This is a genomic window from Microbacterium sp. TPU 3598 (assembly GCF_002356155.1).
Taxonomy (GTDB): Bacteria; Actinomycetota; Actinomycetes; order Actinomycetales; family Microbacteriaceae; genus Microbacterium; species Microbacterium maritypicum_A.
The window spans coordinates 3,428,936-3,454,782 of record NZ_AP017975.1; the positions used below are offsets into that span (position 1 = coordinate 3,428,936).

The 25,847-nt window shown below is 68.6% G+C and carries 19 protein-coding genes; 8 read left to right on the forward strand and 11 right to left on the reverse strand.

Annotation, left to right across the window (positions count from 1 at the left end):
• Positions 1-8: 8 nt before the first annotated feature.
• Together MST3598_RS16375 and MST3598_RS16380 are read right to left on the reverse strand one after the other, a co-directional pair.
• Complete coding sequence (locus MST3598_RS16375) at positions 9-3,029, reverse strand: alpha-mannosidase (protein WP_096359651.1); 3,021 nt, start codon at positions 3,027-3,029, stop codon at positions 9-11.
• Positions 3,022-4,629: a family 20 glycosylhydrolase gene (locus MST3598_RS16380; protein ID WP_051671049.1), complete on the reverse strand. Its 1,608-nt coding sequence runs from the start codon at positions 4,627-4,629 to the stop codon at positions 3,022-3,024. The genes MST3598_RS16375 and MST3598_RS16380 overlap by 8 nt, the downstream gene beginning before the upstream one ends.
• Before the next feature lie 159 nt (positions 4,630-4,788).
• Between MST3598_RS16380 and MST3598_RS16385 the strand changes: the two genes are divergently transcribed.
• From MST3598_RS16385 to MST3598_RS16410, 5 genes are all read left to right on the forward strand, one after another.
• Complete coding sequence (locus MST3598_RS16385) at positions 4,789-5,820, forward strand: LacI family DNA-binding transcriptional regulator (protein ID WP_021201719.1); 1,032 nt, start codon at positions 4,789-4,791, stop codon at positions 5,818-5,820.
• Between the two features lie 840 nt (positions 5,821-6,660).
• The gene (locus MST3598_RS16395; protein ID WP_172889161.1) at positions 6,661-8,670 is read left to right on the forward strand and encodes an ABC transporter substrate-binding protein; all 2,010 of its coding nucleotides are present in this window, start codon (positions 6,661-6,663) and stop codon (positions 8,668-8,670) included.
• Positions 8,671-8,673: 3 nt separating this feature from the next.
• On the forward strand, positions 8,674-9,600 hold the full coding sequence (locus MST3598_RS16400) for a carbohydrate ABC transporter permease (RefSeq protein WP_021201716.1): 927 nt from the start codon (positions 8,674-8,676) through the stop codon (positions 9,598-9,600).
• Positions 9,597-10,532, forward strand: a complete 936-nt coding sequence (locus MST3598_RS16405; RefSeq protein WP_029259335.1) for a carbohydrate ABC transporter permease — start codon at positions 9,597-9,599, stop codon at positions 10,530-10,532. Before MST3598_RS16400 ends, MST3598_RS16405 begins: the two co-directional genes overlap by 4 nt.
• On the forward strand, positions 10,529-13,759 hold the full coding sequence (locus MST3598_RS16410) for a GH92 family glycosyl hydrolase (RefSeq protein WP_029259336.1): 3,231 nt from the start codon (positions 10,529-10,531) through the stop codon (positions 13,757-13,759). The genes MST3598_RS16405 and MST3598_RS16410 overlap by 4 nt, the downstream gene beginning before the upstream one ends.
• 43 nt (positions 13,760-13,802) lie before the next feature.
• Here the strand turns inward: MST3598_RS16410 and MST3598_RS16415 are convergent, their stop codons facing one another.
• Positions 13,803-14,729 (reverse strand): endo-beta-N-acetylglucosaminidase H, encoded by a 927-nt coding sequence (locus tag MST3598_RS16415; RefSeq protein ID WP_081860120.1) that lies wholly within the window; start codon positions 14,727-14,729, stop codon positions 13,803-13,805.
• A 226-nt stretch (positions 14,730-14,955) separates the two neighbouring features.
• Between MST3598_RS16415 and MST3598_RS16420 the strand changes: the two genes are divergently transcribed.
• Positions 14,956-15,234 (forward strand): hypothetical protein, encoded by a 279-nt coding sequence (locus MST3598_RS16420; RefSeq protein ID WP_029259338.1) that lies wholly within the window; start codon positions 14,956-14,958, stop codon positions 15,232-15,234.
• A 39-nt stretch (positions 15,235-15,273) separates the two neighbouring features.
• Here MST3598_RS16420 and MST3598_RS16425 read toward each other — a convergent pair whose 3' ends face one another.
• Together MST3598_RS16425 and MST3598_RS16430 are read right to left on the reverse strand one after the other, a co-directional pair.
• On the reverse strand, positions 15,274-16,908 hold the full coding sequence (locus MST3598_RS16425) for a fucose isomerase (protein ID WP_029259339.1): 1,635 nt from the start codon (positions 16,906-16,908) through the stop codon (positions 15,274-15,276).
• A complete protein-coding gene (locus tag MST3598_RS16430) occupies positions 16,905-18,440 on the reverse strand; it encodes an FGGY-family carbohydrate kinase (RefSeq protein ID WP_029259340.1) in 1,536 nt (511 codons plus the stop codon). Before MST3598_RS16430 ends, MST3598_RS16425 begins: the two co-directional genes overlap by 4 nt.
• Before the next feature lie 194 nt (positions 18,441-18,634).
• Here MST3598_RS16430 and MST3598_RS16435 point away from each other — a divergent pair, with 194 nt between their 5' ends.
• Positions 18,635-18,925 carry a hypothetical protein gene (locus MST3598_RS16435; protein WP_021201709.1) on the forward strand — a complete coding sequence of 97 codons (291 nt, stop codon included), beginning with the start codon at positions 18,635-18,637 and terminating at the stop codon, positions 18,923-18,925.
• 17 nt (positions 18,926-18,942) lie between these two features.
• On the opposite strand, the gene MST3598_RS16440 is transcribed toward MST3598_RS16435, so the two are convergent.
• Complete coding sequence (locus tag MST3598_RS16440) at positions 18,943-19,929, reverse strand: LacI family DNA-binding transcriptional regulator (RefSeq protein WP_021201708.1); 987 nt, start codon at positions 19,927-19,929, stop codon at positions 18,943-18,945.
• Between the two features lie 157 nt (positions 19,930-20,086).
• Here MST3598_RS16440 and MST3598_RS16445 point away from each other — a divergent pair, with 157 nt between their 5' ends.
• Entirely contained in the window at positions 20,087-20,884 is a 798-nt protein-coding gene (locus tag MST3598_RS16445) for a DeoR/GlpR family DNA-binding transcription regulator (protein WP_021201707.1), read from the forward strand.
• Between the two features lie 45 nt (positions 20,885-20,929).
• Here MST3598_RS16445 and MST3598_RS16450 read toward each other — a convergent pair whose 3' ends face one another.
• Genes MST3598_RS16450 through MST3598_RS16470 form a run of 5 tightly spaced genes read right to left on the reverse strand, consistent with a single transcriptional unit; the run spans position 20,930 to position 25,834 of the window.
• Positions 20,930-21,889 carry a ketose-bisphosphate aldolase gene (locus tag MST3598_RS16450; protein WP_029259341.1) on the reverse strand — a complete coding sequence of 320 codons (960 nt, stop codon included), beginning with the start codon at positions 21,887-21,889 and terminating at the stop codon, positions 20,930-20,932.
• A gap of 9 nt (positions 21,890-21,898) precedes the next feature.
• Positions 21,899-22,555: a class II aldolase/adducin family protein gene (locus tag MST3598_RS16455; protein WP_021201705.1), complete on the reverse strand. Its 657-nt coding sequence runs from the start codon at positions 22,553-22,555 to the stop codon at positions 21,899-21,901.
• Positions 22,552-24,063 (reverse strand): FGGY-family carbohydrate kinase, encoded by a 1,512-nt coding sequence (locus tag MST3598_RS16460; protein ID WP_029259342.1) that lies wholly within the window; start codon positions 24,061-24,063, stop codon positions 22,552-22,554. Before MST3598_RS16460 ends, MST3598_RS16455 begins: the two co-directional genes overlap by 4 nt.
• The gene (locus MST3598_RS16465) at positions 24,060-24,947 is read right to left on the reverse strand and encodes a carbohydrate ABC transporter permease (protein ID WP_021201703.1); all 888 of its coding nucleotides are present in this window, start codon (positions 24,945-24,947) and stop codon (positions 24,060-24,062) included. Before MST3598_RS16465 ends, MST3598_RS16460 begins: the two co-directional genes overlap by 4 nt.
• The gene (locus MST3598_RS16470; RefSeq protein WP_021201702.1) at positions 24,944-25,834 is read right to left on the reverse strand and encodes a carbohydrate ABC transporter permease; all 891 of its coding nucleotides are present in this window, start codon (positions 25,832-25,834) and stop codon (positions 24,944-24,946) included. The genes MST3598_RS16465 and MST3598_RS16470 overlap by 4 nt, the downstream gene beginning before the upstream one ends.
• Positions 25,835-25,847: the final 13 nt, after the last annotated feature.

Here is a 25,847-nt window from a genome sequence, read left to right on the forward strand (position 1 = left end):
GCCTTTCCTCAGCGCACGATGCGCATGGTCCGCACCTCGAACGGGCGCAGCCGCAGCTCGCCACCGATCCGCGCCTCGTCGATGTCGTCCTCGATCAGGCTCACCTCGCGCACGTCTCGGTGTGCGAACCCGACCGACAGCTCACCGACCGCGCGACGGCCGAGCGCCTCGTACACACGCACGATCACATCACCCGAGCCGTCGTCCGCCAGCTTGACGGCCGACACGACGATCCCCTCGCCCTGCACGGAGACGAGCGGTTCGACCTCCCGCTCACCGCGCACGATCGACGGGAGGGTGTTGATCCGGATGCCCTCGGCCGTGGCGATCGCGGCATCCGCGCCGATCACGAAGCCGACCTCGATCTCGTGGACGCCGTGGTCGGTGTCGGGGTCGGGGAACCGCGGCGCCCGCAGCAACGAGAGCCGCACCGTCGTGGTCACGGCATCGTCCGAGACCTCGCGCGACGTGTCGTAGCCGTAGATCGAGTCGTTCACGAGGGCGGCGCCGAAGTCCTGCTCGCGTACGAGCACGAATCGGTGCATCGACGTCTCGAACTTCGCGGCCTCCCAGCTGGTGTTGGTGTGCGTCACGCGCGACTGGAACCCGAACTGGGTCTCGGCCTCGGTGTGCGCGGCCTGGATGTCGAGCGGGAAGGCGAGCTTGAGCAGCTTCTCGGTCTCGTGCCAGTCGACCTCGTTGCGCAGCAGCACGGTGCGCGAATCCGGAGCGAGGAGCATCGTCTGGGTGATCGTCGACTCCGAGAACGCACGGACGACCACGATCTGCGCGACGCCGTTCACGACCGAGGCCTCGATCGACGAGACCCCGGTGAGGTCGTCGACGCTGTTGCGGTAGTACCGGTCGATGTCCCACGCGTCCCACATGTTCGGGAAGTCCTGGTGCAGCTGGAACAGGTTCGCGGCCTTGCCCGGCGCGACGGCGTCACGCCCGGAGGCCTTGTCGACCGCCGAGACGATGAGTCCCTCGGCCGAGACGAGCACCGACACGAGCTCGTTCTCCAGGCGCCAGCCGCCGTCCTCTTCCGTGAGCGACACCGGTGCTGCCGTGGGCTCGGCGACGAACGCCGCCCCGAGCGCGCGGCCGCCCTTCGTGGCATACCCGACGGACGTCGGCTCGAAGCGCAGTGCGCGATCACCGTCGCCGGCGAGCGAGCGGCGGGCGGCATCGGCGATGTCGCGCGCGTCCGACAGCACATCCGACAGCACCGCGACGGCCTCGCGGTGCACCCACGCGATCGAGGTGCCGGGCAGGATGTCGTGGAACTCGTGCAGCAGCACGGCCTGCCACAACCGGTCGAACTCGGCCTGCGGGTAGTCGGCGCCGGTGCGCACGGCATCGGTCGCGGCCCACAGCTCGGCCTCGATCAGCGCGTGCTCGGCCCAACGGTGCAGCGCTTTCGTGGCGTGCTGGCTGGTGAGCGTGCCGCGGTGCAGCTCGAGGTACAGTTCGCCGACCCACACGGCCGGATTCGGCAGCTCCGCCTTCGCCGCGTCGAAGAAGACGTCCGGGTGCTCCCACACCACCTGCGCACTGCCCTCGAGGTCGCGCAGGCGCTCGGCCTTGCCTGTCATCTCCCGGGTGGTGCCACCGCCGCCGTCGCCCCAGCCGACCGGAGCGATCGACCGCGAGCTGAGGCGGTTCTCCTTGAACTGGCGCGACGCCTTCGCGACCTCCATGCCGCTCAGCTGCGAGTTGTACGTGTCCATGGAGGGGAAGTGCGTGAACACCTGCGAGCCGTCGATGCCCTCCCAGAGGAACGAGTGGTGTGGGAAGACGTTCTGCTGGTTCCACGAGATCTTCTGCGTGAAGAACCACTCGAAACCGGCACGGCGCATCAGCTGCGGCAGGGCGGGCGAGTAGCCGAAGCTGTCCGGCAGCCAGACCCCCTTCGAGCGGATGCCGAACTCGCGCTCGAAGAACCGCTGCCCGTGCGAGAACTGCCGCACGAGCGATTCGCCGGTCGGCATCACGGTGTCGGACTCGACCCACATGCCGCCCAGCGGCAGGAATCGCCCGGAGGCGACAGCGGCCTTGACCCGCTCCCACACCTCGGGGCGGTGCTCCTTGATCCAGGCGTACTGCTGCGCGCTGGACATGCCGTACTGGAACTCGGGCTGCTCGTCGATGAGCGTCGTCATCGACGAGGTCGTGCGTGCGACCTTTCGGATCGTCTCGCGCACCGGCCACAGCCAGGCCGAGTCGATGTGCGCGTGCCCGACGGCCGAGATGCGGTGCGCACTCGCCTCGGCCCGAGCGGCCAGCACCTCGGCGAGGCGGGCGCGGGCGTCGGGAGCGGTCTGCACGATGTGCTGCAGATCGAGCACGTCGAGGGCATCGTCCATGGCCTGCAGGATGCGCATGCGGCGGGGCGACGTCGCCGGCAGCTCGGCCTGCAGCTCGAACAGCACCTCGAGGTCGAGGGACAGGTCGAAGACCTCCTGCTCGAACACGGCCAGGTCCATCCGCCGCGCGCGGTAGAGCGGCTCCTTCGAGGAGGTGAGGATGTCGCCCTCCTGCGTGGGCAGGAAGGGGTGGTAGTCGAGGAGCACCGGGTTGGACGCAGCCTCGAGGTACAGCTTGACGGGCTCATCTCCCGCGGCCGTCTCGGCGATCGGAACCCACTGGTTGCGCGGATTGATGCTCTTCACGGGAATCGGGTCGCCGTCCGCGCCACCCGGGCGATAGGCCAGGGCCTCGCACTGGAAACCGGTCATGTTCACGTCGAAGCCGAGGTCGATGAGAGCTTCGACACGCCGCCCCGCCCATTCGGACGGCACCCGACCGGTGAGCTTGAACCAGGTGGTGCCCCACGCGGGACCCCAGGGAGCGCCGACAGCGCCGGGCGCGTAGTCGAGGGCGAGTCCCTCCGCGGGCGCGATCGGCTCGCCGGGCAGCTCATGGATCTCGACGTCCAACGGCACGGAGGCCGAGTGGATCGCCGGGCGGATGCGCTCTTCGAGTACGCGCTTGACGCGGCCGACGGTGAGCGAGGTGTCGTCATGCATGGGTGGATCTCCGGGCTCGAAGGTGGGTGGTGGCGGTCGTGTGGCTGGTGGCGGTCGTGTGGCTGATGGCGGTCGTGTGGGTGGTGGATGCGGTCGTGGTGACGGCAGTCGGGACACCGATCGCCGCATCGATCGCGCAGAAGTCGTCGTGCGAGAGCGAGCTCCCTCCGTTCCAGGCGCGCTCGGCCATGGCGCGAAGCGGTCGACGGATGCCGTCTGCGACCTCGACCGGCGTCTGCGCTGCGGCATCGTCCGACCAGACCGAGAACGACGCTCCGAGGAGCCGCTGCGGATAGGGCGGCCGGATCTCCTGCCGCGCCCCGCCAGGAAGAGACGGAAACAGCCCGGGATGCCAGTCGGCTTCCCAGATGCGCTCGCTCGTCGGGTAGAGGTAGCCCGCCTTCTCTCCGAGGACGTAGTAGAACAGCGCATCGTGGAAGTTCACCAGCGGATTGCCGGCTTCGATGCCCACCCCGAGGGACGGCATCTGCGCATGCCAGTTCGTCCACCAGGTCAGCACGATGTCGTGATCGAGGACAACTTCTCCACTACGCAGCATCCCGTCGTTCCAGACCCGGGGGGCGAGCCCCTTCGCACGGAGATGCACGGCGATCTCGTTCACGAAACCCGTCAGCAGGTCGAAACCGGTGCCGGATGGCCCATGCCGCTCTCGTGCCGCTTCTGCGAGCGCGGGGTACTCATCGATGCGGGCGAAGTCGACGAACTCGTCTCCGCCGAGGTGCCAGTTCGTGCTGTGCGGGAACACGGCGGCGACGTCGTCGATCAGCGCCGACGCGAAGTCGATGGACTCGGCACGGGTGATGTCGAGCGCATGGTCGGTGCACGGTCCGCCAGCTGCCGGCAGCCGATGCTCCGGGTGCACGGAGAGGACGTGGCGGAGGTGCCCTGGCATGTCGAGCGAGGGCACGAGGTCGATGTGCAGGTCAGCGGCCGCGTCCGCCACGGCCGCTGCCTCCGCGCGGGTGACGTGCGCGGGGGAGACGATCTCGGGGAAGGCTGTCGACCCGATGCGGAAACCCTCGTTGTCGGAGACGTGCCACTGGAACGTCGTGATCCCGACGTCGGCGAGCGCGTGCAGCAGTGCGATGATCCACGAGGCAGGAAAGTAGCGGCGGGCGGCGTCGAGGTGGAAGCCCCGTTCCGCCACCACAGGGACCGATGACACCCGCCCCTTCGGCACCCGCCCCTGCGCGCGCAGGTTGTGCAGCAGCTGTCGCGTCGCCCGGAACGCTCCGGCGGCTCCGGCCGCCCGCACGTCGATGTCGGCGTCGACGTCGATCTCGAACGACTCGCTGTCGCCGGCCGTGTCGCCGTCGCCGTCGGCGTCCCCGCGCCGCAGCCGAATCACCGCGGCCTCGCCGCTCGGGATGCCGAGGGCTGCGAGCTCGCCCGACAGCCGTTCCGCCTCCCGCGCGTACGCGGGCTCCTCAGCGATGACCCGTACGGATGACGGGCGCCAGACCCCGACCCTGAGCGCGAGGGTCGTCGGCTGCGGGATCGCCAGCCATCGCGCGATCTCCTCACCTCTTGCCGACTGCAGACGAGTGCCCACCTCGGCGAGCGACGTGTCGTCATGCATGGGTGGATCTCCGGGCTCGACGGTGAGGGCTGATTCGGGTCTGCTGGTGATGCGCTGCGACTGATGCTATCTGGTGTACTAAAGCGATCTAGTCGAAGAGTCTAAGGCACGTCGGCGCTTCTTTCCCGAGGCTAAACCGATCAAGTAGGGTGAGGGACTATGAGCCCGGCGAAACGCGTGACGATCGCCGATATCGCGCGCATGGCGGGGGTCTCCCCCGGTGCGGTGTCCTTCGCGCTGAACGGCCGCCCCGGCGTGAGCGACGAGACCAGGCATCGCATCCTCACGATCGTCGAGGAGAACGGCTGGCAGCCGAGCTCCGCGGCGCGGGCCCTCGTCGGGGCCCGCGCGAACACGGTCGGATTCGCCCTCGCCCGCCCCGCCCGCTCCCTCGGCTCCGAGGCCTTCTTCACCGACCTGATCGCGGGCATCGAGTCGCGGCTGTCGGAGAGCAAGGTGAGCCTGCAGCTGCGACTGGTCGCCGACATCGCGGAGGAGATGGAGGTGCACCGCCAGTGGCGCTCCTCCAACCAGGTCGACGGCTTCATCTTCATCGACCCCCGCGACGACGACCCGCGCATCGGACGCATCGAGGCGCTCGACGCGCGCGCCGTCATGATCGGGTCCGAGCCCTCCCCCGAAGGCTCGGTGCCGAGCGTCTGGATCGGCGACGACACGGTCGCCGAGACCCTCTTCTCCTACCTCGCCGCCCTCGGCCACGCCCGCATCGCCTACGTGGCCGGTCCGGCCGAACTCGAGCACACCCGACTGCGCGCCGAGGTGCTCGAGCGCATGACCGTCGACGGCCTCGAGGGCGAGGTCATCACGACCGACTTCTCTCCCGCCCGCGCCTCTGCCGTGACGCGGGCGCTGCTGTCGGGACGGCAGCGACCGACGGCGATCGTCTACGACAACGACGTGATGGCCGTCGCCGGCCTGCGCGTCGCGCAGGAGATGGGACGCGCGGTTCCGCGCGACGTCTCGCTCGCCTCCTTCGACGACTCGGTGATCGCCGGTCTGATCAACCCCTCGATCACGGCGATGACGCGCGACACCTTCGAGCTCGGCGAACGCGCCGCCACTCTCCTGCTGCAGCAGATCGAGGCGGGAGCCAACCTGCCCAGCGTCGAGGGTCCGACACCCGTGCTCACCGCGCGCGAGAGCACGGCCCCGCCCTCCCGCCTCGGGTGAGCCGCCCTCAGCTCGCAACGACGGTGTTGACCGATCCGTAGGGGTCGACGACATCGGCCGATGCATCGGGACGGATGAGTCGGCGGATCCCCGCGCATCGAGCGCAGTGGGATCGAGCGCGTCACGGGACGTGATCAGTGCGGGATCGAGGCCGGCGGCACACGCGTCGACCCAGGCCTGGAACACCGCTCCGCCGGGGCTCAGCGCCGCCCGGCTCACGGGAACCTCGCGCTCGTCGACGTCCACGACGATCGCGGTGTCTCTCGCGGGCGCCGCGACCCGTTGCCGCAGCTCGGGGATGATCTCGGCGAGCCGGCGGCCGATGGGCTTCGCTGCACCGTCCTGACCGATCAGACCGAGGGTGTACTCCAACTCGGGGAAGTCGCCGAGGTCACGGCTCACGTCATGCGAGCACCACCACGTGATGCCCCACAGATTCTCGGTGCGCACGGCGGAGCGCACCGTCGCCTCCAGGAAATCCGGCATCTCGTCATCGGCGAGGCAGTTTGAGGGCGCCCCGACCTCCTGCAGCCATACGACGCGGTCGGGGTCGGTCGCGAAGGCGCGGGAGAGCTCGATCAGGTACTCGGCATGGCGATCGGAAGCGACGGAACGGCCACCGTAGCGCTGCGCGGTGCCGTTGAAGATCCAGGAGTGGATCGTGGTCATCGCCCCCAGCCGCGAGGCATGCGCCGGGGTGAAGCCATGGCCGTCCATGTACCAGACGGCGTCGTACTCGCTGTGGACGTGCGGGAGCCCGGGGGCCGCGGTCTCCGCCGCCTGCAGCAGGGCCGAGATCCAGCCGCCGGCCTCGTCCTGCGTGACCGGCCAGGGAGAGGGATGCGTGTGCGCGGAGAACTGGTTCGTCTCGTTGCCGAGCGTCAGCCCGAGGAAGTTCGGAGCGTCGCGCAGACCCCGGGCGAGCCGGTCGACGAGCGCGACCTGGCCTTCGAGCGCCCGCGGATCGGTGAACATGTTCTTGTCGTGCCACGTGTACAGCCACGACGGCACGAAGTCGAAGCTCGACAGGTGCCCCTGGACAACGTCGATACTGGCGTCCATGCCGAACTCGCCGGCGATGTCGACGACGGCGCGCACATCGTCGATCGCCTTCTCGCGGATGAGAGTGCGGTTCGGCTGCAGCACGGTCCACAGCGGGAAGACGCGGACATGGTCGAGGCCGAGCTCGGCGAGGGCCGAGAAGTCGCGGCGCACGTCGTCGGGGGTGAAGTCGAGCCAGGAGTGCATCCAGTTCTTCGACGGCGTGTAGTTCGCCCCGAACCTCAGAGGAGCATCGAGGGCGCCGCGCTGCGTCATGTGTCAGGCCTTTCGGACATGCCCTTCGGCGAGGGCGGATTTCGCACCACTATAACGCTTGAGCAACAGGTGATCCACCCTGCGATGCCGGTCACCGGTATTCCGTCGACGGACCGTCTTGACAGGGAGGGGATCGGATGGTTTCATCTGCTAAAGCGTTGTAGTCCCCGGTGTGCGCAGGCCGCTGATCCGGACGTCACGCGGATTCGCCCGCCTCGAGGAAGAAGCACGATGAAAGTTCCCACACGCATTGTCGCTCTGGCAGCATTCAGCATCGGCGTTCTGGCGCTGACGAGTTGCACGGGAGGCGGGGGCTCTTCCGGCGCCTCGGGCCCCATCGACACCTCGGGCGAGCTCAGCGGCACGATCCAGTTCCAGACATGGTCGCTCAAGAACGAGAAGTTCACTCCCTATTTCGAAGACCTGATCGATGGCTTCGAGAAGGAGCACCCCGACGTCACCGTCGAGTGGCTCGACCAGCCGGGCGACGGCTACCAGGACAAGATCCTGAGCCAGGCGAACGCCGACACTCTTCCGGACGTGCTGAACCTCCCGCCCGACATCGCCTACCCGCTGGTGGCGGCGGGCAAACTGGTCGACCTGGAGACCGCCGATCCCGACCTGAAGTCGGGCTACAACACCGGCGCCTGGGAGGCCTACAGCCAGTACCCCGGCATGGAAGGCACCTACGGGCTGCCGTGGTACCTCTCCAGCGACGCGTCCTGGTGGAACCTCGCCCAGCTCGCTCCCTTCGGCGTCACCCAGGAGAACCTCCCGACCACCGTCGACGAACTCCTCACGCTCGCGAAGGACGTGGCGACGGAGTCCGGCGGAAAGGTGCAGCTCCTCTCCTCCATCCCGGCGCTGGACACCTTCACTGCCGCCGGCATGGAGGTCATCAACGACAAGGGCGAGTTCGACTTCAACACCGACGAGGCCGCCGCGATCATCGACAAGTACGCCGACGCGTACGCGGCGGGCGCGATGCCCGCCGAAGCGTTGACCGGCGACTACGGCGGGAATGCGGAGGCGTACATCCAGGAGAAGGTCGCCTTCACGACCGGCGGCACCGGTTTCACGACCGATCTGCAGAAGGACGCACCGGCACTGCTCGCGAGCACGGTGGCCACGCCGCGGCTCGGCATCGCGCCCCTGTACGTGCAGGGCCTCAACGTCTCGGCCGACTCCGACAACAAGGAAGCCGCACTCGCATTCGCGGAGTTCGCGACGAACCAGGAGAACCAGGTGGCCTTCTCGTCGCTCGCCGTCGGCACCGCCCCCGGCACCGCCGAAGGCGGCGACGAGGTCGTCGACAACATCGCCTCCACCGTCACCGACGAGAAGCAGCTCTCGGCGATCGATACCGTCTTCGGCGCGATGAAGGACGCCAAGGCGCTGCCGTTCCAGTGGACCTCCGACATGGCCACCTACATGACCCAGCAGATCGCCCTCGCCGTCAACGGCGAGGCGGACTCCAAGGCCCAGCTCGACAAGATCGTCGAGTACGCCAACGCCAACCGCGTGGACAAGTAAGCCATGCGTGCGAACACCGGCATCCGGGCCGGCAGGAAGACGATGAGAACCCATCGGTGGTTCACACCCTGGCTGCTCCTCGGGCCCGCCGTCGCCTGGGTGCTGGTGTTCGCGCTCTGGCCCTTCCTGAACACGGTCTTCCTCAGCTTCACCGATGCCCGGCCGCTGCGGAACCCCGAGTTCGTGGGCGGGGCGAACTACGAGCGCATGTTCGGCGACGAGATGTTCTGGAACGCCCTGACGACGTGCCTCATCTACGTGGTCGTGTGCGTGCCGCTGCTCACGATCCTCCCGCTGCTGCTGGCGCTGCTCGTGCAGAAGAAGCTCCCCGGCATCTCGTTCTTCCGCACCACGTTCTACTTCCCCGTGATCGCCTCGGTGGTCGTGGTCGCCCTGATCTGGACCTGGCTGTTCGACAGCCGTGGCATCATCAACCAGACGCTCGAGTTCCTCGGGCTGATCGACAAGCCGATGGCGTTCCTCGTCGACCGGTGGCTGCTGCTCGGCTGCGCGATCCTGCTCACGGTCTGGAAGGGCCTGGGCTACTACATGGTCGTGTACCTCGCGGCGCTCGGGAACGTCGGCAAGGAGCTGCACGAGGCCGCGATGCTCGACGGCGCCGGCTCGTTCCGCCGGTTCCTGTCCGTCACCATCCCCTCCGTGCGCGGCGCGATGCTGCTCATCTCGGTGCTCATCGCCGTGTCGGCGATGAGGGTCTTCGCCGAGCTCGACGTGCTGTCCAAGAGCACGGGCGGTCCCGGGGGATACGACATGTCGCTCGTGATGCTCATCCGTCAGGTGGGATCCGGCCTCAACGGGAACATCGGGTACGCCTCCGCCATCAGCGTGGCGCTGTTCCTGCTCACCCTCATCCCGCTCGTCGCGATCGCCGTCATGAATCGCGAGAAGAAGGCGAAGGTCTCCGCATGAGCACGCTCACGTCGCCCCGTTCAGCAGAAGACGTCCGCGCCTCCGAGGAGTCGGCTGCACCGACCCGCGAGCGCATGTTCCGCCGCCGCGGCTCCGGCGACTTCAGCAAGCCGACCCTCGGCGGGCTGATCGGCCGATACGCGCTCCTCCTCTTCGTCCTCGTGATCGTCATCGGACCGTTCCTCTGGCAGTTGTCGACCTCGTTCAAGGGCGCCCAGGAGAACATCTACTCCTTCCCGCCCGAGCTCATCCCGCGCGAGCCGACCCTGCAGAACTACACCAGGGTCGCCGACATCGTCCCGGTGTACCTGTACGCCTGGCACTCGCTGCTCGTCTCGGTCGGCACGGTCATCAGCAACGTGGTCCTGGCCACCTTCGCGGGCTACGCGCTGGGCTGCATGCGGTTCCGTGGCAAGTGGATCGTCATGGGGATCCTGCTCTCGACGCTGCTCTTCCCCGGCGAGGTCACGGTGACGAGCAACTTCCTCACGATCCGCGCCCTGGGCCTGGCCGACACCCTCTGGGGCGTCTTCCTCCCCGGCGCGATCAGCGCGATGAACGTGCTGTTGATCGCCACCGCCTGCCGCATGATCCCGAAGGACGTGCTGGATGCGGCGACCGTCGACGGTGCGACGACCTGGCAGCGCATCCGGCACATCGTGTGGCCGAACATCCGCGGCATGGTCTCGGTGGTCGCGATCTTCGCCTTCATCGGCGCCTGGGACGACTACCTCTGGCCGCTGATCGTGCTGTCCGACCCGTCGAAGTACACGCTGACGGTCGGGATGGCCTACCTGAACAGCAGCTTCTCGGTCGACCCGCGCCTGATCGCGGCCGGCACCATGATCGCTCTCGTGCCGATCGTCATCATGTTCTCGTTCACGCAGCGGTTCTTCTTCAAGGGCGTGCAAGAGGGCGCGATCAAGGGGTGAGCGCCGTGCATCTCACGCCGGCGGACGGGCCGGCAGATCCCCCGTCGTCCCGTCCCCGATCGGGTGTGCTGTCGAGCCCGGTGCACGCCTTCGTGTTCGACCCCTCCGCCGGCGAGCAGCGGATCGACGTCCCGGGGTTCGACGCCCTCGAGATCACCCCGGACACCGTGCTGCACTGGGCGTTCTACGCCGACGGTCCCGACGCGACCCTGGCCCCGCATGCGGCCCTCGCCGTGACGGTCGATGTGCGATTCGCCGACGGCACGCGACTGAGCGAGACCTCGGCGGTGCGCGACCGCTACGACTTCCCCGTCACGGCGCCGGCGCAGTTCGACGCCCGATGGAGCCTGCCCGAGCAGTGGAACGCCGACACCGTCTCCCTCGCCCCCTTCGCGCGCCGCCGCGGTGTGGTCGAGCTCGTGCTCGGCACCGTTTCGCTTCCCCACGCCGCGGACCTCCCCGCCCGATGCACGGGCTACGTGCAGGTCGAGGTCGAGCAGAAGACGCCGACGCCGGCCGACGTCGCCCCCGTCGAACGCGTCGACGCCCGGCGCGGCACGCATTCCGGCCCGCGATTCTCTCGCGGCAACACCATCCCGGCGGTCGCCGTGCCCCACGGATTCACGTTCGTCACCCCGGCGACCGATGCAGAGGACTCGCGCTGGCCCTACCGCCCCTTCGTGCACGACGACCCGCAGGGGCGTCGCCTCGAAGCCCTGCAGTTCTCCCATCAGCCGAGCCCCTGGATCGGCGATCGTTCCGTGCTGCAGCTGATGCCGTTCCTCGGCACGCCCACCTCGCACCGCGTCGGCCGCCGCCGCTGGATCACTCCCGGTTCCGAGCGCGCGCGACCGCACGAGTACGCGGCGGAGCTCGGCGACGGCCTGCGCGTCGAGATGACCGCGATCGCGCACGGGGCCGTCTTCCGCGTGCACAGCGCAGACCCCGATGCCCCGGTCGGCTTCGTCATCGACCAGCTCACCGACGACGGGCACCTCGCCTGGACGGACGCCGGAGGATTCGAGGGGTGGATCCCGGAAGGGTCCGAGGAGTGGGGCAATGCGCCCCGGTGCTACTTCGCGGGCGCCATCCTGCCTGCCAGGGGCGACGTGCAGGGGGCCGTGGGGGCTCCCGAGCACGGCCCGCTCGATGACGACGGACGCGGCGAGGTCGCGGGCTACGTCGCCGGACGCGGATCGCTCGAGGTGCGGATCGGCCTCTCCTTCCTGTCGGTGGCGCAGGCCCGGCATGCTCTGCAGACCGAGGCACCGCCCTCGGTCGCCTACGAGGAACTGCGCGACGCCGGCGCCGCCTCGTGGAATCGGCTGCTGTCGCGCGTGACGATCCCGCCGCTGCCCGACGCCGACCTTCCCTATCGCACGCTCGCCGACGAAGAGCATCGCTCCCGGATCGCCGGGGCGTTGCACCGCATGCACCTGTACCCCAACAGCGCGGCCGAGAACGTGGGCACCCCGGAGACGCCCGCCTGGCGGTTCGCCGATGTGTTCGCCGCACGACACCCCTCCGGCGAGGAGGCACCGGCCGTCGACGGGAAGCTCGTCGTGAACAACGGGTACTGGGACACCTATCGCACGGAATGGCCGGCGCTCGCCCTGCTCGATCCGGGGCTCGCCGGGACGCTGCTCGACGGCCAGCTCGAGCAGTATCGCCGCGGAGGGTGGATGGCGAGATGGAGCGCGCCGGGGTACGTCGACAGCATGGTCGGCACCTCAAGCGACCAGATCTTCGCCGACGCGGCCCGCTGGGGCGTGGAGTTCGACCGGGTCGGCGCGTTCGAGAGCGGATGGCGGAATGCCTGCGAGCCGGGGCCGGACGCACGCCGCGGTCGCAAGGGCATCGCGAGGGGCCGATTCACGGGGTACATCTCCTCGGACGTACCGGAGGGCATGAGCTGGAGCATCGAGAACGCGGTGAGCGATGCCGCACTCGGCCGCTTCGCCGCGCAGCGGGCTTCCGACGTCGATTCCGGATCGGAATCAGCACGCTATCGATCCTTCGCCCGGTACTTCGCGAATCGATCCCGGTCGTATCGCACACTGTTCGACGAGGGCACGGGGTTCTTCCGGGGAAGGGACGACAGCGGTGCGCGCACCCCCGGATTCGATCCGCGATCCTGGGGCGGAGACAACGTCGAGACGAATGCCTGGGGCATGTCGGTCGGGGCTGTGCACGACGGAGCAGGCATCGCCGAGCTCTACGGGGGGCCGGCCGTCTTCGGCCGCCACCTCGACGCCCTCTTCGCGGAGCCGGAGACCGCGGACGAACGGTTCGGCGGCGCGTACGGCACCGTCATCCACGAGCAACGCGAGGCGAGGGCGCTGCGTTCCGGGATGTGCGCGATCTCGAACCAGCCCGCTCACCACATCCCCTTCATGTACGCGTTCAGCGATCGCCCGTGGCGGTCGGCGCCCCTCGTGAACGAGCTCGCCGGACGGCTGTTCGCCGGCGGGCACATCGGCCAGGGTTTCCCCGGCGACGAGGACAACGGCGAGATGAGCGCGTGGTGGCTGTGGGCGGCGCTCGGGCTGTACCCGCTCGAGCTCGCCTCCGGACATCTGCGGATCGGATCACCGCTCTTCGACGACATCCGCGTGGATCGCGGCGACGGCTCGACCCTGCGCATCCGGTCCCGACGCTCCTCCCCCTCGGCCCACGTGCTGCAGGAGGCGCGACTCGACGGGGCTCCCATGGCGTCGGCCACGCTGCCGATCGACGCTCTCGCCGGCGACGCCGTGCTCGACCTGGTCTTCGGTGACGACCCCGTGTGCGCGCTCGAGACCGGCGAGCCGACTCCGCGCGACACCCCCGAACCCTGGCGCGCGGACCTGACTTCGACCGGGGGCGAGGTCATCTCCTCCGTGGCGCTCGCGCACCCCGAGCGCGTCTTCGACGACGGGGATCCGGCGGGGGATCCCGGCGTCACCCTCCGCGCCGGGGAATGGGTCGGGTGGCGGTTCCCCGAGCCGCGCGGCGTCAGCGACCTCAGTGTGACGACGACGGCCGCCTCGAACTCGTCTGCACTGTGCTGGGAGATCCTGGGAGCGGACGAGAACTGGACTCCCGTGACGACGACGCATCAGGAGGCTCTGCTTCGCGATCGCACGACGCCGTTCACGCTCACCGACCGGGTCGTGACCCCGGCGCTCCGCGTGCGTGCGGAGGCCGAGGTCACGATCCGTCAGCTCGAGGTGTTCGATCTGGATTGAGCACTCGAGACGGCACGTAGCCGGCTCGCGGCACGTGGCCGGATCACGGCGCAGCCGTGTACTGCGTCGCCTCTCCCTTGAGCTGCTGCGTGATCCCTGACAGCAGCGCGGACTGGTCCGTCGCGGTGAGGTTGTACGCGACGTACACGCCGTACCCGTCGGCCACCGTGCGCTCGGCGAAGTCCGCAGCCGTCGACGAGCTCACGTTCGCGAGGTCGATCGCCGCAGCCCCGAGGCGGGTCTTGTCCCCGAAGCCCGGGATGGTCGGCGCGTTGTACGTGGGGTAGTACGGGTTCCAGGCGTAGTCGATCACGCCCGCGACGTCGAACAGGCTGAAGTCGGTCACGGTGTACGTCTCGCCGATCGCGTACAGGCTGATGATCTTGTCGGGGCCCAGGCGATCGCGGAGAGCCGTCGCCAGCCATCCGAAGGACTGCGCGTTGGGCTGCGGCGTGCCGTCGACTCCGTACTGCGCGTACTCGTCATCGAAGTCGATGCCGTCGAGGCCGTAGGTCGTCACCGCGTCGGCGAGTTGGGCGGCGAAGGCATCGGCTTCTTCGTACGAGGTGAAGTTCGCGAATCCCGCCCCCTGGTGGTTGCCGAGCACGGAGAGCAGCACCTTGGTGCCGCGCGCCTGGACAGGGCGGATCTGGTTCTCGGCATCGTCGAGCGTCGCGGTGACGCGGTCGTTGAAGTGCAGGTATGCCTTCTCGCCGTCGTAGTTGATGTTGGCGGCGAAGATGATCGCCATGTCGACGGCGGGCTTGCCCGAATCCGCCAGGGTGTAGTCGGCGACATTCGCTAAATCGTTCGAGTTCACCTCGACGTATGCCACCACCTGCGGGTCGATCGCCGAGCTCTCGGCGACGGCAGGCGAGGCCGCGGCGGCGCCGACCGCTGCGAACGCCAAGCCCGCGAGTGCCGCGAGGCCCCTTCGGAAACGGTGAATCCTGATGTGCGGCTGAGTCATGGCTAATCGTCTCCTTCATCATCGATATCGAGATCAGGCCGCTTCGGTGCGACCTGCGGCCGACTATATCGCTTAAGTGGACGGAGGTGAAGAAGTCGATGAAGTGGATGATTCTCTCCTCCTGCACCGGAGCCGCAGGAGGCGACCTCCCCACAACGACTGGGTACGTGACTCACGGACACCGAAATACCGTGACAACCTGGCCGCTCCGACTCACACTGGAGGCATGCGCTTGACCGACCCACAGGTATGGACGCTGATCGGCGTGTTCGCCGCCGTCATGCTCGGCGGCATGACGCTCATGACGACACAGCTGAGCCGCATCATCCGCGTCGAGGTCGATCGCGTCGAGGGCTCGCTCACCGCTCGTATCGATCGCGTCGAAGGCATCCTCTCGGCTCGCATCGACGGCATCGACGGTCGACTCGGGCGCATCGAATCGAAGGTCGACGATCTCGACACGGAGCTGACGAATCTCGCGACGCGTTTCTGGCGATCGCAGTAGCTCTCGTGAGAACTCTCACGAGAGCTACTCACGAGCCGATCAGACCGCCACGTCTCCCACCAGGTTGACCTTGATGCCCATGCCGGCGAACATCGCGGCCTTCGCGATCAGGGCCTTGTCGGCCGTCTCGGCATCCGGGGCGTAGACCAGCTGCGCGTGGTTGGCCTTGTGGCGGGCCATGAACTGGTCACGCGAGATGCCGTGCAGCACCACGTGCGCGATCGGCCATTCCGGGTTGGTGGCGTCCTTGCGCCGCTGCGTCTCCTCGGCAGGAAGCTCGACGACCGAGGCGCGGAAGATGTCGGCCTGCAGGATCCCCTCGGCGATGAACACCCGCGACAGCACGATCTCACCCGGCTTCGAGACGCCGTTGATGGTCGCACCGCCGGCCGGGAAGAACACGTGGCCCTGGCGCCAGCCCTCGGCGTTCTGCCACCCGCCCAGGTGCGAGGCGGGCACCGAGCCGGAGATCTCGTAGACCCAGACGAACTGCCCGTCGTAGTCCTCACCCCAGCGCACGTCGTGCAGGGTGTTGTCGGGCACGAGCCCCATCGCGCGCCACACCCGGTCGGTCACGAGCGCGTCGACCGCGACCCCCTCGTCGGCCTCGTTGAAGTGCGGGAACGCGCGCCCCTCGTGCAGCACTCGTGAGCCGTCGCGCGAGGTGACGGGCGGCCGCTCGGTCGAGTTCAAGATGCCCTCGGCCAGGTCGGACGCCGGCACCAGGTCCTTGAGCCCCTGCTGGTACTGGATGCCGACCGCATCGAGTCCGAAGTCGTCGGCGATGCGGAGCGCGGCGATGTACATCTTCAGCTGCCACTGCACCTGTTCGCGCGTGAGCTCGGTGACGGCGTCGTCGCCGTAGCGGAACGTCATGCCCGCATCGATCAGCCAGTCGTAGGCGGCATCCGCCTCGTCCTCGGTGACGTTCAGCATCTCGGCATACAGCGCCGACTGCGACAGCCGCTCCTTGTAGATGCCGGTCCTGTTGAGCAGCTCGTCGTCGAAGATCGCGTTGTACATGCCCATGCATCCTTCGTCGAAGACGCCGATGATCGCCTTCTCGGCGCGCAGCTCGGCCGCGAGCGCCTCACCCAGCTGCTTCTCGGGGCTCTCCGGCAGTGCGGGCAGTGCGCGCACGTGCGAGGCGTCGTGGGCGATGGCACCGGTCTCGGTCCATTCCCTGATGCCGTCGGTGAACCACTGATCGGTGAAGTCGACCGACCACGTCGTCGCATAGGGCTTGTCCATCTTGGTCAGACCCGCGTTCAGCCCGAGCAGCCCGACGAGTCCTGGCCAGTCCCCCGCGAAGTTCGCGACGGTGAGGATCGGCCCCTCATGCGACCGCAGACCGGCGAGCACGTGGTGGGAGTACTGCCAGTTGGCGATGGCGACGACGAGGGGAGCATCGACGGGAATGCTCTTGAACACCTCGAGTCCCATCCGCTGGCTCGAGATGAAGCCATGGCCGGTCTCGGGGTCGACGCCGAACGGGCGGATGACTTCCCAGCCGAGCGCGTTCAGCACACCGGTCACGCCGCTCTCCAGCTCGACCTGCGTCGGCCAGCCGGCGACGTTCGCCGACTCGCGCAGGTCTCCGGACGTGATGATGTATGCCGTCTTCGGCGCGGTGGCCGGACGGGTCGCCGGCGTCGGCAGGGTGTAGGTGGTCATGATGCCTCCGGGGCGGTGGGGGTCGGGTTGTCGATGGTCGCGGGCGTGCCGCGCTGGGCAGCGGCGAGTTCGTGGACGACGGGCTTCGACCCCTCGTACAGCCGCACGTAGCGGTCGAAGAGGGCGTCGTAGAGCGGGCGCACCGCCTCGTCGGGGTGGATGCGCTCGGAGATCGGGTTCCAGTCGGCGATGACCGGAGTCCCGTCTGGTGCGGCCGTCGCGGTCGCGGCGAGGAATGCCGCCCCGTAGCTCGCCCCGATCGTGGTCGCGGGCACCTCCTGCACGAGTCCGGTGACATCGGACACGATCTGCAACCACAAGCGCCCCTGGGTGCCGCCGCCGACCGCGACGATGCGGAGGATGTCCGCACCCGCCGCGCGCATGGTCTCGACGTTGTGGCGCACCCCGAGAGCCGTGGCCTCGAGCGCGGCCCGGTAGAGGTCACCGCGGGTGTGGTCGAGCGTGAGTCCCGCGATCACGCCCCGGGCGTCCGGGTCCTGGATCGGCGTGCGTTCGCCCGCGAAGTAGGGCAGGACGAGGAGGCCCCGCGCTCCGGCCCCCGAGGTCTCCGCTTCGGCGAGCAGCTCGGGATAGTCGGCGCCGGTCAGCCCCACGAGCCAGGCCGTCAGCGCGCCCGAGGTCGAGAGGCCGCCGGCGAGGTTGCGGGTGCCGGCGAAAGCACCGGCCGTGGTCCACATCGATGGCGTCCGCAGCGTCTCGGCACCGTTCGTGAAGACCATGAACATCGTGGTGCCGTACATCAGCATCAGGTCGCCGACCTCGTGCGCGCCGACGCTGACGGCCTCGGTCCAGGCGTCGATCGTGCCCGTGATCACGGGAGTGCCTGCGGGGATTCCGGTGAGCGCCGATGCCTCGGCCGTGACTTCGCCGGCGACATCTCCCGCCCACTGCAGAGTCGGCTGCTCGACATGCGCCGCGTATCGGTCCCACCAGGGGCCGTGCCAGCATTCGCCTTCGATGTCATAGAGGGGGGACACCTGACTGGCGGACTGGTGATCGAGCACGTAGGCGGCGGTGAGCTTGCGCACGAGCCACGTCGCGGGCATGTACAGCCGCCGCGCCCGTTCCCACGCCGCGGGCTCCTCGTCGGCGACCCAGGCGATCTTCGGTCCGCCCGCCTGCGAGGTCAGCGTCGACCCGCCGATGCGAGTGATGTCGTCGACGCCCAGCTCCCGGGTGAGGCGCTCGATCTGCACGGTCGAACGGGTGTCGACGCCGTACAGGATCGCCGGGCGCACCGGGACGTCATGCTCGTCGGCGAGGAGGATGCAGGGGCCCATTCCGCTGACGCCCACACCGACGATCTCGGCGTCCGGGACTGCGGCGAGCAACTCCCCCGAGATCGCGACGAACTCGTCCCACCAGATCGCGGCGTCCATCTCGACCCAGCCCGTGCGCGGACGATCGACATCGTGCGCCCTCGTCGCCGATGCCAGGATTCCACCGCCGGCATCCACGAGCACGCCCTTGCTGCTGGACGTGCCGATGTCCACCCCGAGGGTGCAGCGCATGGAGTCCTCCTCGTGCCCGGACGACGGAGTCCGGGCTTCATCGCCACTGTACGCGAAATCGATTTCATGACGCAAGGCGCGAGTCGTCCTGCACCACTCACGCCGAAGGGTGGTGCGCCCACCGACCGCAGCTTTCTGGCTGACCAGCACCGGAATACCGTGACATTCTGGGCACCCCGAATCAGACTGGAGGCATGCGCTTGGACGACCCGCAGGTATGGACGCTGATCGGCGTGTTCACGACCATGATGCTCGGCGGCATGACCCTCATGACGATGCAGTTCAGCCGGGTGATCCGCGCCGAGGTCGGTGGCCTGCGCGGCGAGCTGCGGGGCGAGATCGGCGGACTGCGCGGCGATCTGAGCGGGCGGCTGGAGAGTCTCGAGGGCCGGCTCACCGGCCGCATCGACGCCCTGGAGCACAAGGTCGACAGCCTCGACAAAGAGGTGGCGAACCTCGCGACGCGGTTCTGGCGCTCGCAGTAGCCGGCCCGACCGCCCGCTCAGCTCCGCACGGCGCTCGCGGGCTGAAGCTCGTTGCGCAGCACGACCGTGCGCGCCGGCTGGGTATCACCCTTGATCCGTTCGAGCAGCATCCGCGCCGCGGTCACACCCATGTGCCGCGCCGGAAGGCGCACCACGGTCACGACACTCGGCGAGAGCGTCGTGAACGGCAGCGAGCCGATCACGGCGACACCCACGTCCGGCGGGGTGAGTCCGTGCTCCGTGAGCACCTGGATCGCTCCGACACCGATCAGATTGTTGCCGGCCACCACCGCATCCGGAGGTTCCGGGAGGGCGAGCAGTTCCTCCATCGCGGCACGCCCGCCGTCGACGCGGAACGTCGCGAAGCGCTCGAGGCCGTCGAGGGCGAGATCGGGATATGCCGCGGCGAGCGCGGAACGCCATCCCGCAGCGCGCTCGGCGGCGGTGTCGATGTGCGCGGGCCCTCCGATATAGGCGATGCGACGGTGCCCGGCATCGATCAGACTCCGCGTCGCCGATGTGCCTGCCGCCCGATTGGCCATCACCACGCCGTCGATGTCGTAGGTCGTGCTGCGGTCGACGGCCACGACCGGGCGGCCGGTGGCGAGGAGGCTGTCGAGGTCGGAGTGCTCATCAGCGGTCGCGATGATCACGCCGGACATGTTCTCGGCGATCGCGATGCGGAGGTACGTGGCCTCCTTCTCCACCTGCGCATCGGAATTGCAGAGCACGACGGAGTACCCGGCCTCCGAGGCGACATCCTCGACCCCTCTCGCCATCTCGGTGAAGTACGGGTTCTCGATGTCGGGGATCACGAGGGCGATGACCTCGGAACTCTGTCGACGCAGCGAGCGGGCGGCCCGATTGGGCGTGAAGTCGAGCGTCGCGGCGGCCGCACGGACGGCGGCGACCTTCTCGTCCGACACGCTCGTGCCGTTGAAGACGCGCGAGACCGTCGCGGGCGAGACGCCGGCGAGCGCGGCGACGTCGTAGATCGTTGCCATGCGCTCCTCTGCTTCCCGCCGACTGCTGCTGCCCCGGCTCGCCCGCCGACAACGCCCTGATGATGCGGCAGCCGGGTGGTGCAACAGGTGCAACAGTATCGCGCGGCGCCGGCGGCGCACCCGTCGGCTGCTCCGCCGTCCCGAGTACGCTGAGGGGATGCCAGAGTGGTCGCAGACGGTCCCCGCAACGGTGCGGCGCGAGCAGATCGTGTCGATCATCGAGCGTCAGGGCTTCGCCCGCGTGCAGGAGCTGAGCCGCACCCTCAGCGTGTCCGAGGTCACGGTGCGCAGCGACCTCGACCTCCTCGCCGAGGAGAACGTCATCCAGCGCGTTCACGGCGGAGCGATCTCGGGCATCAAGTCCACCGCCCACTCCCCGGACTACGAGCGGGCCCTCACGCGCGCCGTCACCGAGAAGCGACGCATCGGCAATGCTGCGGCCGCGCTGGTCGAGAGCGAGATGGCGATCCTGCTCGATGCCGGGACGACGACGCTCGCGATCGCCCGCGCCCTGCGAGCCCGGGAGGATCTGCGCGGCGTCGTGGTGTTCACCAACTCCCTCACGATCGCGCTCGAGCTCGGCGTCGCGGAGCCGCACCAGATCACTGTCGTCGTCACCGGCGGCACCGTGAACTACAAGCAGCGCTCGCTCATCGACCCGATGGGCGACATGTTCATCGGGTCCGTGCACAGCGACATCTGCTTCATCGGCTGCAACGGGGTGTCGGAGCGGGGGTTCACGAACTCCAGCCTCCCCGAGGTCACCATGAAGAGGCGCTACCTCGACTCGGCGGCGCGGGCCATCGTGGTCGCCGACAGCTCGAAGATCGGCAAGAGTCAGGTGATCCAGGTGGCTCCGCTCGCGCGCGTCGACGTGCTGATCACCGGCGTCGAAGCGCCTCCGGCCGAGCTGGAGACGCTTCGAGAGGCCGGACTCGCGATCGAGCTCGCCTGACCTGCGAGATCGAGCTCGTCACGCCTCACCCGCGGGGCCGGCGCCTCAGGCGCGACCCGAGGAGCCGAACTCACGCATGCGCTGCGTGACCATCGCCCGGAATGCGCCCATCGCGGGGCGCAGCTGCTCGCTGGGCTCGACCACCGCGGGGTTCTCCTGCAGGAATGTGCGCAGCGCGGCACTCCAGGCCAAGTGGGAGTCGGTACCCTGATTGATCTTGCGGATGCCTGCGGCGATCCCCTCCGCCTTCTGCTCAGGAGAGATCCCGTACGAGGGCCGCACGTCACCGCCGTGTGCGTTGATCCTGGCGACCGCCTCGGCGGGCACCGACGAGGAACCGTGCAGCACCAGGAAGGTGTCCGGCAGACGTCCTCTGATCTCCGAGATGAGGCCGAGCCGCAGCCGTTGGCCTCCGGCCTCGTCGGTGAACTTGACCGAGCCGTGACTCGTGCCCACTGCCACCGCGAGCGCGTCCACCCCGGTCTGTTCCACGAACTCGACGGCCTGATCGGGGTCGGCGAACACGATCTCCTCGAGCACCCCGGTGACACCCGCCTCCGCCCCGCCGATCGTGCCGAGCTCGCCCTCGACGCTCACGCCGAAGGGCACGGCCGCCTCGACCACCCGACGCGTGAGCGCCACGTTGTCGGCGAAGGAGGCGGGTTCATCGGTGCCGCTCGCTCTGCTGGCGTCGATCATCACGCTGGTGAAGCCGTGGTCCATGGCCCGCGCGCAGTCGTCATGGGTGCGCCCGTGATCGAGATGCAGCACTGCGGGGACATGCTCGTATTCGGCGACCAGACGCCTCAGGCGGTGCCACCAGCGCGATTCGTCGTCGTAGGCGGACATCCCCGCGATCGCCTGCACGATCACGGGCGAACGCTCCGTTTCGGCGGCATCGAGCACCGCGATCGCCTGATCGATGCTCGACACGTTGAAGGCGCCGACGGCGTAGCCGCCCGCGTCGGCGTCGGCGAGCGCGGTACGCAGAGTCTGCAGTGCCATCCGTGATCCTCAGAGCGACTCGGTGATGCCGAGCGTGTCGTAGTCGAGCACGATCGGGGTGTCGGTGAGCGCGCGGGCGTAAGCCTGCACCTTGGCCGCCGACTCCACCGCGACACTGGTCTTGAACGCGTCACGCAGGTTCGGCCCGACGGTGAGCAGGCCGTGGTTCGCCCACACCACCGCGTTGAGGTCGCCCATCGCGTCGCACATGTGCTCGCCGAATTCGGTGTTGTTGCTGAGCTCGAACGGCATGATCGGCACGTCGCCCTTGGTGTAGATCACCATGTTCACCAGCGTCCCGAGGATCGGCGACCCCACGACGCCCCAGACGTTGGAGAACACCGGCTCGGAGTGCACGATCGCGTTCACGTCGGGTCGACGCCGGTAGACGGCCATGTGCACGGTGACCTCGCTCGACGGCCCGAGCCGTCCGTCGATCACCTCGCTGTCGCCGTTCACGAGCACGATGTCATCGGCGCTCATCTTGTCGTACTCGAGGTCGGTCGGCGTGATCAGGAACCGGTCCTCGACGCCGGGAACGCGGATGCTGATGTTGCCCTGCGTGTTGAAGTTGAGTCCGTACTCCATCGAACGCAGGCAGTAGTCGAGGATCTCCTCGCGCGCGGCGTCGATGTCGAAGTCGAGCTGGAGCGTCGTCTCGGTCATTTCGTGTTCTCCTTCTGGTGGGGCGGGTTCTGGGTCGGCCACGATGGCCGGGCCAGGTGCGGCGCGATGCCGCGGGTCACGTCGTAGAGGGCGGCGTAGGCGGCTCGCTGCACGGCGTACCACTCGCCCGATGCGGGGTCGGGCTCGGCCGCAGCCGCGGGGTCGGGGGCGACGAGGAGATCCGAGGAATCGGCGCCGAGACCGCGGAGCGCGAGCATCGCCGCCCCACGCGCGGATGCGTCACGGGCGACCGGCGTGAGTCGCGTCCCGGCCGCGGCGGCACGGGCGGAGAGCGCCTCGGCGTTCTCGGAACCTGCGCCGGTGACCTGGAGGTCATCGACGCGGACCCCGTGGCGGTCCAGGGCCGCGATGATCTTGTGGAACTCGAAGCCTGCGGCCTCCACGACGGCTCGCGCCAGTTGCGGCACGGTCGTGTCGAGCGTGAGGCCGTGGATCGTTCCGCGCGCGGAGGGGTCGTTGTCGAGGGTGCCGGAGCCGGCGAGGTACGGCAGCACGAGGAGAGAGGGCGGATCCTCGGCGAGCGCGCCGAACACATCGCCGACGTCACGGCCCAGGAGGGTCGCCAGCCATTCCAGCGCCCATCCGCCTGCGGCGGTTCCGGCGAGGGTGATCCATGTCTCGTCATCGAGTCGGTAGCCGGCGAAGCCGGTCGACTCGAGTCCACGCGGGCGTTCGCGGGTGGCGACGGAGAGGCAGTCGCTCGACCCGAGCGCGATCACGGACCGCACTCCCGCCTCTCCACCGGCGCCGAGGAAGGCAGCCGCCTGGTCGTGCGTGCCGGCAACCAGGCGCGTGCCGGGTGCGACGCCGAGCACGGCAGCCGCCTGGTCGTGGACGCCGGCGATCACGGTTCCCGATGCCACGGGGACCGGGAGCCGGTCTTCCCGCACCCACGGGGCGGAGGCGGCCACGGCTTCGAGGATCTCGCTGCTCCATTCGCCTCGATCGACGTCGAGGATGCCGGTACGCGCGGCCTGACCGAGGTCGATGGCAGCGACACCGCTCCACCGCTCGGCGACCAGATCCCCGATGCAGCGGTAACCCGCGGCCGCAGACCAGGCATCATCGCCGGCCATGATCTTGAAGACCGAGAACATCCCGTGCAACGGCTGTCCGGTGATCGCGGTGAAGCGGCCGTCTCCGAGCCGCGCCCCCAGCACGGCGGCGTGTTCGATGCCGCGCGTGTCCATGCTCACCGCCACCGGAGCGAGCGGTACGCCGGCCCCGTCGACAGGCACGACGGCCTCGCCGAGCACGCTGAAGCCGATCGCCTGCACCGCGTCGCCGAGTTGCTCTGCCTCCGCCGCCGCTGCGCGCACCACGCTCTCGGCGGCGACGATGATCTCCTCGGCATCGAGCTCGACGCGCCCGCGACCGTCGCGCCGCAGCATCAGCGGTGCCGACGCCCCACCGAGCGTCCGTCCGTCTGCGGCGAAGGCGACGGCCCGCACGCCACTGGTTCCGAGATCGAGGCCGATGACGCTCATTTGATCGCTCCCGACAGGCCGTTCACCAGGTACTTCTGGATGAAGACGAACAGCAGCACGACCGGGATGGAGATCAGCACCAGGATCGCGAACAGTGCCCCCGGCTGTGACAGGTACATGCCGCGGTAGGCGAGCGGTACGAGGGTGAGCGGCTTGAGCTCGTTGTCGCCGAGCGTGACGAGCGGCAGCAGGAAGTCGTTCCAGCTCATCATCGTCTGCCACACCGCGACCACGGCGAGGGCGGGCTTGCCGAGCGGCAGGTAGATGCGCCAGAAGATCTGCCAGCTGTTCGCCCCGTCGAGTCGTGCGGCCTCGTAGGTCTCGAGCGGGATCGCGAGGTAGGAGGTGCGGATGATGATGACCGCGAACGGCAGGCCGAGTGCGCTGTACACCAGGACGAGCCCGAGGAGGTTGTTGTACAGCTGCATCGACTGCAGGATGCGGAACGTCGCGACCACGATGCTCGACATCGGCAGGATCAGCGCGAGGATCAGCACCCCGAAGATCAGGGCCTTCAGCGGAACCCGCAGCCGGGCCAGGGCGAAGGCGGTCATCGATCCGAGCAGACAGACCAGCAGCACCGAAGGCACCGTGATGAGGAGGCTGTTGAGCAGGTGCAACAGGATCGGGTTCTGGTCCCAGATCGTGAGGTAGTTCTTGACGCTGAATTCCGCGGGGAACAGCCCGAAGAACTGCGTGCCGGGGTTGTTCGGCGGCATCATCGAGAGCCCGACGACCATGATGATCGGTACGAGCCAGAGCACGGCGAGCGGCACGAGCACGAAGTGCAGCCAGCCGACGCGGCGTCCGGGAGCACCGTGGCGGTGACGGCCGACGGTGTCCTTCGGGACGATCAGGGTGCGGGTCTCGCTCGTCGCGGTCATTTCTCGTCTCCTGTGATGAATCCGGCGCCGAACACCCGCACCATCGAGAGCGAGCTCACGACGGCGACGACGAGCAGCACGACGCTGATGGCCGAGGCGTACCCGACGTTCTGCAGCTGGAACGCCTCCAGGAACGCGAAGGTGGGCAGCATCTCCGACGCGTGGTTGGGTCCGCCCTGCGTGAGCACGTAGACGAGCTCGAAGGTCTTGAGCGAACCGATGATCCCGAGGAGCACGAGCGACAGTGTGGTGGTCTTCAGCAGGGGGAACGTGATCCGCACCATGGTCTGGAAACCGTTGGCGCCGTCGATGCGCGCCGCCTCCACGAGGCTGGGATCGATCAGCTGCAGCCCCGCGAGGTAGAACAGCATCGAGAACCCGGTCCACATCCAGACGTTCACGAAGATCACCGCGAAGATCGCCGTCTGCGGATCGGCCAGGTAGTTGCCGCCGAGGAAGGTGAGCCCTGTGGCCTTGCCGATGGCGGTGAGCACGCCGTTGAAAGGGTCGAGGATGCGCTGCCACACGATCCCGACCACGACCGGCGAGAGGATCGCGGGGATGAAGAAGATCGCCCGGTAGATCGTGCTGCCGCGGAGCCCCTGGTTGAGGGCGACGGCGAGGAGGAAGCCGATCACGCCCTGGGGGACGATCGTCAGCACGATCCAGAACGCCGAGTTGCGCAGCGTGATGAGGAACGTCGGATCCTGGAACAGCTCCAGGTAGTTGCCGATGCCGACTGCCGTGCCGACGTTGACACCGTCCCAGTCGAGCGTGCTCGCCTGCACGTTGTACACGATCGGGTACACGACGAATACGGCGAACAGGATGAGGGTCGGTGCCAGGAAGGCGAGGCCGACCAGCCGCTCTCTCGTCAGGATCTTCATGCGCGCTCCTCTC

Excerpts from the sequence above, each read along its gene's own strand:
- MST3598_RS16375 (WP_096359651.1), bottom strand. The coding sequence starts at position 3,029 with ATGCATGACGACACCTCGCTCACCGTCGGCCGCGTCAAGCGCGTACTC.
- MST3598_RS16380 (WP_051671049.1), bottom strand. The coding sequence starts at position 4,629 with ATGCATGACGACACGTCGCTCGCCGAGGTGGGCACTCGTCTGCAGTCG.
- MST3598_RS16385 (WP_021201719.1), top strand. The coding sequence starts at position 4,789 with ATGAGCCCGGCGAAACGCGTGACGATCGCCGATATCGCGCGCATGGCG.
- MST3598_RS16395 (WP_172889161.1), top strand. The coding sequence starts at position 6,661 with ATGCGTGTGCGCGGAGAACTGGTTCGTCTCGTTGCCGAGCGTCAGCCC.
- MST3598_RS16400 (WP_021201716.1), top strand. The coding sequence starts at position 8,674 with ATGCGTGCGAACACCGGCATCCGGGCCGGCAGGAAGACGATGAGAACC.
- MST3598_RS16405 (WP_029259335.1), top strand. The coding sequence starts at position 9,597 with ATGAGCACGCTCACGTCGCCCCGTTCAGCAGAAGACGTCCGCGCCTCC.
- MST3598_RS16415 (WP_081860120.1), bottom strand. The coding sequence starts at position 14,729 with ATGACTCAGCCGCACATCAGGATTCACCGTTTCCGAAGGGGCCTCGCG.
- MST3598_RS16420 (WP_029259338.1), top strand. The coding sequence starts at position 14,956 with ATGCGCTTGACCGACCCACAGGTATGGACGCTGATCGGCGTGTTCGCC.
- MST3598_RS16425 (WP_029259339.1), bottom strand. The coding sequence starts at position 16,908 with ATGACCACCTACACCCTGCCGACGCCGGCGACCCGTCCGGCCACCGCG.
- MST3598_RS16430 (WP_029259340.1), bottom strand. The coding sequence starts at position 18,440 with ATGCGCTGCACCCTCGGGGTGGACATCGGCACGTCCAGCAGCAAGGGC.
- MST3598_RS16435 (WP_021201709.1), top strand. The coding sequence starts at position 18,635 with ATGCGCTTGGACGACCCGCAGGTATGGACGCTGATCGGCGTGTTCACG.
- MST3598_RS16440 (WP_021201708.1), bottom strand. The coding sequence starts at position 19,929 with ATGGCAACGATCTACGACGTCGCCGCGCTCGCCGGCGTCTCGCCCGCG.
- MST3598_RS16445 (WP_021201707.1), top strand. The coding sequence starts at position 20,087 with ATGCCAGAGTGGTCGCAGACGGTCCCCGCAACGGTGCGGCGCGAGCAG.
- MST3598_RS16450 (WP_029259341.1), bottom strand. The coding sequence starts at position 21,889 with ATGGCACTGCAGACTCTGCGTACCGCGCTCGCCGACGCCGACGCGGGC.
- MST3598_RS16455 (WP_021201705.1), bottom strand. The coding sequence starts at position 22,555 with ATGACCGAGACGACGCTCCAGCTCGACTTCGACATCGACGCCGCGCGC.
- MST3598_RS16460 (WP_029259342.1), bottom strand. The coding sequence starts at position 24,063 with ATGAGCGTCATCGGCCTCGATCTCGGAACCAGTGGCGTGCGGGCCGTC.
- MST3598_RS16465 (WP_021201703.1), bottom strand. The coding sequence starts at position 24,947 with ATGACCGCGACGAGCGAGACCCGCACCCTGATCGTCCCGAAGGACACC.
- MST3598_RS16470 (WP_021201702.1), bottom strand. The coding sequence starts at position 25,834 with ATGAAGATCCTGACGAGAGAGCGGCTGGTCGGCCTCGCCTTCCTGGCA.